Origin of the sequence: Staphylococcus sp. HMSC65H10, assembly GCF_001839185.1 — a bacterium.
Classification (GTDB): domain Bacteria; phylum Bacillota; class Bacilli; order Staphylococcales; family Staphylococcaceae; genus Staphylococcus; species Staphylococcus simulans.
Genome location: NZ_KV840392.1, coordinates 20,833 through 29,064, shown reverse-complemented (window position 1 = coordinate 29,064; position 8,232 = coordinate 20,833). Strand labels below are relative to the sequence as shown.

General features: G+C 37.3%; 4 protein-coding genes and 1 pseudogene. 1 reads left to right on the top strand and 4 read right to left on the bottom strand.

Annotated features, from left to right (window positions below):
- Positions 1-220: 220 nt before the first annotated feature.
- Together betA and betB are read right to left on the bottom strand one after the other, a co-directional pair.
- Positions 221-1,909, bottom strand: coding sequence for a choline dehydrogenase (gene betA, locus HMPREF3270_RS10285; RefSeq protein ID WP_070848703.1), 1,689 nt, complete (start codon positions 1,907-1,909; stop codon positions 221-223).
- A gap of 119 nt (positions 1,910-2,028) precedes the next feature.
- Positions 2,029-3,519: a betaine-aldehyde dehydrogenase gene (gene betB / locus HMPREF3270_RS10280; protein WP_070848704.1), complete on the bottom strand. Its 1,491-nt coding sequence runs from the start codon at positions 3,517-3,519 to the stop codon at positions 2,029-2,031.
- Positions 3,520-3,743: 224 nt separating this feature from the next.
- On the opposite strand from betB, the gene HMPREF3270_RS10275 reads away from it, so the two are divergent.
- Positions 3,744-4,298 carry a choline uptake/conversion transcriptional regulator CudC gene (locus HMPREF3270_RS10275; protein ID WP_070848705.1) on the top strand — a complete coding sequence of 185 codons (555 nt, stop codon included), beginning with the start codon at positions 3,744-3,746 and terminating at the stop codon, positions 4,296-4,298.
- 120 nt (positions 4,299-4,418) lie between these two features.
- Here the strand turns inward: HMPREF3270_RS10275 and HMPREF3270_RS10270 are convergent.
- Positions 4,419-6,034: pseudogene (locus tag HMPREF3270_RS10270) on the bottom strand (BCCT family transporter).
- A 516-nt stretch (positions 6,035-6,550) separates the two neighbouring features.
- Entirely contained in the window at positions 6,551-8,194 is a 1,644-nt protein-coding gene (locus HMPREF3270_RS10265) for an alpha-keto acid decarboxylase family protein (protein WP_070848706.1), read from the bottom strand.
- Positions 8,195-8,232 lie beyond the last annotated feature (38 nt).

Here is an 8,232-nt window from a genome sequence, read left to right as displayed (position 1 = left end):
ATTTTAGTAAATTTCAAAAGTTTCACACTTTTTTATTTTGATAAATATTTTTAACATGAAATTTACTTTTGTACACTTCCTCGTTACGTTTCTCTTATCCCTATGTATCAAAACTTAAACATTTATAATTTTGCATCATCGTATGGCAATAAACAGACTTTCTAAAAGTATATAAAAAAAGGAGTCCTCCACTATTTGAAGACTCCTTTTAAAACGTTAATTATTGAACTGTTCCTGCATTTTTATCATGTTTACCATGTACATAATAATCCATATATTCTGGTTTCATTGGATCATTGCCTAAAATAATATCTGCAGCTTTTTCCGCAATCATTAAGACAGGCGCATGAATATTACCGTTTGTTGTTGTAGGCATGACTGATGCATCAACAACACGTAAGTTTTCCATGCCATGTACTTTCATTGTTAATGGGTCTACAACGGCCATTGGGTCTGAAGCAGGTCCCATTTTCGCACTACATGAAGGGTGTAATGCTGTTTCAGCGTCACGGCGTACCCAATCTAAAATTTCTTCATCTGTTTGAACTTCTGGTCCTGGAGAAATTTCTCCATCGTTATACGGTGCAAGTGCAGGTTGAGATAAGATATTACGTGCAACACGAATAGCTTCTACCCATTCACGTTTATCTTCTTCTGTTGAAAGATAGTTGAACACAAAGTCAGGATGTTCAAATGGGTCTGTTGATTTAATCTTCAAGCTGCCGCGAGAGTTGGAATACATTGGTCCAACGTGTACTTGGAAACCATGTTTTGTTTCTGCTTTCTCGCCATCATAACGTACTGCTAACGGTAAGAAGTGGAACATCAAGTTTGGATACTTCACATCATCGTTTGAACGTACGAATCCGCCACCTTCAAAGTGGTTCGTTGCGGCTGGGCCTGTACGGCTGAAGATCCATTGTAAACCGATAAATGGCATTTTTAATGGATTTAAACTTGGTTGTTCTGACACAGGTTGAGATGCTGCGTGTTGAATGTACACTTCTAAGTGGTCTTCGAAGTTTTCACCGACACCAGGTAAATGAATACGTGGTTCAATACCTAATGATTTCAAGTGTTCAGAATCACCGATACCTGATAATTGAAGTAATTGTGGTGTATTGAACGCACCACCTGATAAGATGACTTCTTTTGCGGTAACCGTATGCAATTTACCATTACGTTTAAATGTCACGCCTGTAACCTTATTACCTTCAAAGTTTAATTTCGTCACAAACGCACGTGTTTTAACATGTAAATTTTTACGTTTCATTACTGGATGTAAGTAAGCGCGTGAAGCTGATACACGACGACCATTATGAACTTGGCTGTCGAAAGGTCCGAAACCTTCTTGACGGAAACCGTTCACATCAGGTGTTTTATTGTAGCCTGCTTGCACACCTGCATCAAAGAACGCTTGGAATAATGGGTTTTTCGCTGGTCCACGTTTTAATTTAATCGGACCATGATGACCACGATATTCGTCATCTTGTTCTGCACCGAATGTTGTTTCTAAACGTTTGAAGTATGGTAAGCAATGTGCGTAATCCCAAGTTTCCATACCTTTTGGTGAACCCCATTTTTCATAGTCCATCGGGTTACCACGCTGATAAATCATACCGTTGATTGAACTTGAACCGCCTAATACCTTACCGCGTGCGTGTGCAACTTGACGACCGCCCATATGTGGTTCGTTATTTGTCGCATAAATCCAGTCGTAGAAACGATTTCCTGATGGATACATTAATGCTGCTGGCATTTGAATAAATAAATCCCAAAAATAGTCGCTGCGTCCTGCTTCTAATACTAATACCTCATTGTTCTTGTCTAAACTTAAACGATTACCTAAAACTGAACCGGCACTGCCCCCGCCGATAATAATATAATCATAATCATAAGATTTACTCATTTATGTCTTCCTCCTATAGAAAATGGTTATGCTCGATTTATCTTAATTTGTCCAAAAAGAGAGCGAGAACAGAGAGGCGAAAATTATTTCACCTGTATTCTCGCTTTATTTAAAATGCATTAGCCTTTAAACCAATTCACTGGTTCTGGATGATAGTTCGTTAAAATGTGTTTAGAAACTAAGTACTCTTCTAAACCTTCTTTACCTAATTCACGACCGATACCTGATTGTTTATAGCCGCCCCAAGGTGCTTGTGCGAAGTAAGGATGGAAATCATTAATCCATACTGTACCCATACGTAATCGGCTTGCGACACGTTGCGCTTTGCCGATGTCTTTAGAGAACACTGCACCTGCTAAACCATAAATTGAATCGTTCGCTAAACGAATCGCATCCGCTTCATCTTCAAACCCTTCAACTGTCACAACAGGTCCGAATACTTCTTCTTGTACAATACGCATTGACGTATCACAATCTGTAATCACTGTTGGTTCAAAGAAGAAGCCATCTTTCAAGTCATCACGATCAGGACGTTTACCGCCTGTCGCAATCGTTGCGCCTTCTTCTTTCGCAACATCCATATAACCTTCAACTTTTGCTAAATGTTCCGCTGAGATTAATGGACCCACTTCAGTATCTTCATCAAACCCATTACCAAGACGAATATTTTTCACGCGTTTAATCAACGCTTCTTCGAACTTATCTTTAATTGAGTTTTGAACAATGATACGTGAACCTGCTGAACATACTTGACCTGCATGGAAATAGCCGCCGTTTAGCGCTTGATCAACTGCTAAATCAAAGTCAGCATCTTCAAAAATAACGTTAGGATTTTTACCGCCAAGTTCTAATGCGACATTTGTCACATGATTTGCTGCTTGTTTCATAATGTGTTTACCAGTTTGAATACCGCCTGTAAATGACACTAAGTCTACTTCTGGTGAACCTGATAAAACATCACCTACAACTGAACCGGCACCTAATACTAAATTAATAACACCTTTAGGGAAACCGACTTCTTCCATCAGTTCGAATACACGAATAGTTGTCAATGGTGTGATTTCACTAGGTTTCATCACTAATGAACAACCTGTAGCTAAGGCTGGCGCAATTTTCCATGATGCTTGTAGTAAAGGATAGTTCCAAGGTGTAATTTGTGTAACCACACCGACTGGTTCTTTCACAACTTTACTTTCTGTACCTGGAATTGGTGAATTAATCATTTCACCGCCGTCTTTATCAGCTAACCCCGCAAAATACATAAAGACGTTATGGATGTCATCCATATCTGCAAGTGATTCTTCGTACGTTTTACCAGTATCTAACGTTTCTAGTTTCGCAAGTTCTTCACGATTTTCTTTAATCTTGTCAGCAATTGCTCTGACTTTTTGTCCTTTGACTTCACTTGTTTCATTCGCATAGTCACCTTGATCAAAAGCATGTCTTGCTGCTTTTACTGCACGTTCTGCATCTTCAGCTGCTGCTTCTGATACTTCGAATATAACTTCTTGATTATAAGGATTGATTATTTCACGTGTGGCTTGGTTCGCACTGTCTATCCACTCACCATCAATGTATTGTTGGTGAGATAAACGCTTTACAAGTTCCATCATTTAGACCCCCGTTAACTTTGTTAAATTTTTATTTAACGAATTTTACAAAGTTTATGTTAGCATGAATAAAGAGAAAGTGTCAAACACACTTTTTATATAACACACTGCATAGCAAGTTAAAGATAATCCTGTACTTTGATATACTATTCATGATTCAACATTGGACGAATGCGGGAAATAACTCTAAAATGAATATAAATGTAGTGGACGGAGGTTTAAGTATGACAAGTTCAAATCAACATGAACAAGCCATCGAAGAAGCTAAAGATTTAGTGATTAACGCGATTGGCGAAACAATGGATTTGTACGGCATTAATCGTAGTGTCGGCAACCTTTACGGGACTATGGTATTTGAAGATAATATGACCTTGGATCAAATGCGCGAGAAGTTGCAGATGAGTAAGCCAAGTATGAGTACAGGTGTGAAACGTCTACAAGAATATGACTTAGTAAAACAACAATTTACACGTGGCAGTCGTAAACAACATTTTGTTGCTGAAAAAGACTTCTTTATATTCTTCAGACACTTCTTCGATGTGAAATTCAGTCGTGAAATAAACGTCAATATGGCTTCTCTTGATGAAGCAGAACAAATTATTCAACACGTTCTAGAATCAGATGATGTCGATGAAGCAACTTATGACTATGCACAACGCGTCAATGCACAACTCGAACATTCTCGTATCTATTACGAATGGCTCTCTCAAATTAATGAAGCCATCCGTACAGGCGAAATCTTTAAATATTTCCCAATTCCTGACCCGAAAGATGTATAATACACTTTCCATAACTTATCGGTATAAAAATGGCACGCACTCCAGATTTGGAATGCGTGCCATTTTTTATTTCTACTTCATTCATTTTTTATCTTTAAAAGTAATTCTGCTTATAAATCGTTAAGATCTTTGTGCGTGTTGTTCCTCTTCACGTTCTTCCGCAATCTGATTAATCTTCAAGGAACGATGTTCTGCTTCTCTTAATCGTGCGGCACGTAATTGTAATTTAACGCGGTCTCTAGATAAGGTGATAATAAACGATATCATCATAAAGACGAAAATCACAATGAGCGGCACACTGGCTAGAATTGAAGCTGTCTTCAGAACATCCAGCGCACGTTGACCACCGACTAGCATTAATGAGAATGGTAATAAACATAACGCAAATGCCCAGAATAAACGGTTCGCGCGTAATGGTTCACCAATCACTTTCTTTTGAGATGCTGAAGCAAGAATATATGAACCTGAGTCGAACGTCGTTGCTAAGAATAAGAACGCTGAAATCAAGAATAGAACGACAATAATATTATGGAATGGTAGTTGGTGAATGACTTCAACAATGGCTGCTTCCGTACCATGTGCATTCAAGAATGATACAACATCGAATTGATGTGTAATTTGAAGATACACTGCATAGTTACCAAAGATACCAAAGAATAAGACACAACCTAATGTACCGTAAATAATCGTACCTAAGATGACTTCTTTTAACGTACGACCTTTGGAAATACGTGCGATAAAGAGTCCGATAAACGGCGCATAAACGATCCACCATGACCAATAGAAAATTGTCCATTGTTGTGGGAAGTTTGTTTCCTTACGTCCGTCAATACCGCCAAATGGTTCTAACCATGTAGCCATTTGGAAGAAATTCTTTAACATATTCCCAAAGCCTGTAACTGTTGTTTCCATGATGAATACAGTTGGACCTACAATAAAGACAAATCCTAATAGAATAAATGACAACCAAACGTTCACGTCACTTAAACGTTGAATCCCTTTTTTAGTCCTGTATAAGAGCTGACTGCGAAAATAACCGTAATTGTAATTAAAATCGCTGAACGTAACACCATACTTTGTCCATCAATACCTGTTAAACGTTCAATACCAGCTGAAATCATTGGCACACCTAATCCAAGTGATGTAGCTGCACCGCCAAGTAAACCGAAGATAAATAAAATATCGACAATTTTACCTGGTAATTTTTCAGTTTGTCCTTTTAAAATCGGTCGACAAGCCTGACTGATTTTATAAACTGGTTTTTTCTTCACGAAAACTAAGTAACCGATCGGTAAAGCTGGTAAAACATAAATTGCCCAAGCAATTGGACCCCAGTGGAACATACCATACATTGTGGCATATTCTAAGGCAGCATCTGTCATACCTTTCTCGCCATGTGGCGGTACTTGGAAATAGAAGGCCCATTCAATAACGCCCCAGTATAAAATATCTGAACCGATACCGGCACAGAACAGCATTGCTGCCCAAGTAAAGTTACCGAATTCCGGTTTATCACTTGCTCTCCCCAGAGTTACGTTTCCGTATTTGCCAAATGCTATGTACAGTACGAAACCTAAAACAATTAAGCCCAGTGATAAATAAACTGCACCTAGCGAATTGGATACTGCTTCGTTAATGTCAGTGATTACTTTTTGACTCGCTTTAGGAAATGCCATCATCGGAATGACAGCAATTAATAAAATAGCGACAGTACCATAAAACGTTGTCCAGTCCATAATTTGGGACTTTTTAGCTTTGTTTTGCTTTTTAGCTTTTTGCAATGTTTTTGCACTCCCTATATTGATTAATTGTCGTTGAAAACATAAAAATCAAATTCTACTTCTCTTTTTATTTTTCCAACTCCCCATTTCTTATGTTACATAAAGACATTAACGAATTATTTATAATAATGCAAATTCATACAAAAGAATATGTTGGCAAAAATGAATAAATATATATTTCAGATTAGTAATTCAAGCGTCCTAATCGCTTATAACCCTATGTTAAGTTTAAATTTAACGAATTGAACGAACTTAACCACCTATTTTTATGCATTAATATACATTTTATGCGAATAAATATTTTTTTAGAAAAACTGAAAACACCCTCTAGAATCGTCAATTTTTTATGATTTAAAATTATGTTTATCAATATTTCTCATAAAAAAATCCCCGACTTTAAACGTCAGGGATTTTAAATGAAAGTGCGAATCACTTCATTCATTTTTATGTGTATTATTTTTCAAATTATCTTTAGCTATTTTGTTTTGCGAAAGCTTTACCAATAGCTTCTAATTTATGCGGTGCGTCGTGCATTGCCATTTTCACTTCTACAAAGTGCATCATTTCTGGATAAGCTTTAATAGTTTCAAAGGCTTGTTTCAACTCTTCACTTGTTGAAACATCATGGATTTTCACATCATCTTTAGCACCGAAGACTGCTGGTAAGGCTTTGTAGTCCCACATAAAGATGTCGTTATATGGTTCATTTTCACCATGAATCTTACGCTCTACTGTATAGCCATCATTATTAATGACAAACAATACTGGTTTTAATTTCTCACGAATCATTGTTGAAATACTTTGAACTGTTAATTGCAGTGAACCGTCACCGATTAATAATAAGTTACGACGATTTGGATCAGCAATTTGTGTACCTAATGTTGCTGGTAACGTGTAACCAATTGAGCCCCATAAAGGTTGGCCGATAAACTTATTCGCTTGATATAACGCTAAGTCATATGCACCAAAGAATGATGTTCCTTGTTCGGCTAGAATCACATCATCAGGTGCGATAAAGTCTTGCATCATCTTGAAGTACGTTTCTTGTGTTAATGGTTCGTTCGTTAATTCATATTGACTCGCTTCTGGACGTTTATATTGTGGGTAATCTGCATCATTCACATAGTCCATCTCTAACAGGCCTTCTAATAAATCTGGTAATGTTACATCTTGATCTTCTGTGTCATTCATTTTGAAATTGTGTTGATTCAACATCACGACATCATCAATATCAAATTCATATGAGAAACCTGCTGTGGCAGAGTCTGTTAATTTCGCACCAATATTTAAAATTGCATCACTGTTATCAACATAATTTCTAATATTTTCTTCTGCGATTGAGCCGTCATAAATGCCCATATAGTAAGGATTTTCTTCATTGAAGGCACCTTTACCTAATGACAATTGCGCAACTGGAATGTGTGTTTGATTTACAAATTGTTCTAGTTTGTCATGCAGTTTGAAACTATTGATTTCATGTCCTGCAATAATTACAGGTTGAGACGCACTGTTTAATTTATTTTTAACCATCTCAATATAGTTTGAGACATCTTGTGCTTTAAATTTTGGTAATTGATAAGCATCTTTCACTTCAATTTCTGTCATTGCGACATCAATCGGTAAGTGTAAATGTACCGGTCTTTTCTCGGCTAATGCTTCATTAATCAGACGCGGAATTTCTTCTTGTGCATTTTCAGGTGTGATATAACCTTGTGCTGTTGTAATTTCTTGGAACATTTTGCGGTAGTTATCGAATTCACCTTCCCCAAGTGAGTGGTGAACATATTTACCTGCTTGTTCTACACTGCGTGTCGGTGCGCCTGTAATTGCAACTACTGGAATACGTTCTGCATAAGAACCTGCGATACCATTGACTGCTGATAATTCACCTACACCAAATGTAGTCACCATTGCGCTTAAACCATTCATGCGTGCATAACCGTCTGCCGCATAACTTGCGTTTAATTCATTTGTATTACCAATCCATTCAATATCATCACGGCTGATAATATCGTCTAAGAAAGCTAAGTTGAAATCTCCAGGTACACCAAATACTTTATCTACGCCTGCAGTACTCAGGCAGTCCATTAAATACTCTCCAACACGTTTATTCATATTCATTCCACCTTTTTCTCTTTCTCTTATACAATTCT